The organism is Photobacterium iliopiscarium, assembly GCF_003026395.1.
GTDB lineage: Bacteria > Pseudomonadota > Gammaproteobacteria > Enterobacterales > Vibrionaceae > Photobacterium > Photobacterium iliopiscarium.
In genome coordinates this window covers 1-529 of sequence record NZ_PYOO01000042.1, presented here as the reverse complement: position 1 = coordinate 529, position 529 = coordinate 1, and the positions used below count along the sequence as shown (strand labels likewise).

The window sequence follows — 529 nt, the reverse complement described above, 5'->3', positions numbered from 1 at the left end:
TTCTTTTTATAAAAAAGAGACAGTGCACAATGGGTCGTTAGCTCAGTTGGTAGAGCAGTTGACTTTTAATCAATTGGTCGCAGGTTCGAATCCTGCACGACCCACCATTTCCTTTCCACGAAGGAAAGCTAGTTTGAGATTACTTTTTAAAGTAATAACAAATAGCAACTATCGTGGGCGATTAGCTCAGTTGGGAGAGCACCTCCCTTACAAGGAGGGGGTCACTGGTTCGAGCCCGGTATCGCCCACCACTTTCTCTTTTAGAGAACTTCTCCTAAAGAAGTAAAACTTTAAGGGGCTATAGCTCAGCTGGGAGAGCGCTTCGCTGGCAGCGAAGAGGTCTGCGGTTCGATCCCGCATAGCTCCACCACTTTCTAAATGCATTCGTAAGAGTGTGATTAAAAAGTGGTTTTCAATAGAAAATTGCATGCTCTTTAACAATCTGGAAAGCTGACTAGTAAATTTAATCGAAAGATTAATTTTAAAAAATGTTTTTATCTTCGGATGAAAACGAGTTCTCAAAACAACA

Annotated in this window: 3 tRNA genes; all 3 read left to right on the top strand. The window is 41.4% G+C overall.

Features of this window, described 5'->3' with window-relative positions:
• Positions 1-31 precede the first annotated feature (31 nt).
• The 3 genes from C9J51_RS19390 (at position 32) to C9J51_RS19380 (ending at position 370) form a co-directional block, all read left to right on the top strand.
• Positions 32-107 (top strand) — tRNA-Lys (locus C9J51_RS19390).
• Between the two features lie 68 nt (positions 108-175).
• A tRNA-Val gene (locus C9J51_RS19385) sits at positions 176-251 on the top strand.
• A gap of 43 nt (positions 252-294) precedes the next feature.
• Positions 295-370, top strand: a tRNA-Ala gene (locus C9J51_RS19380).
• Positions 371-529: the final 159 nt, after the last annotated feature.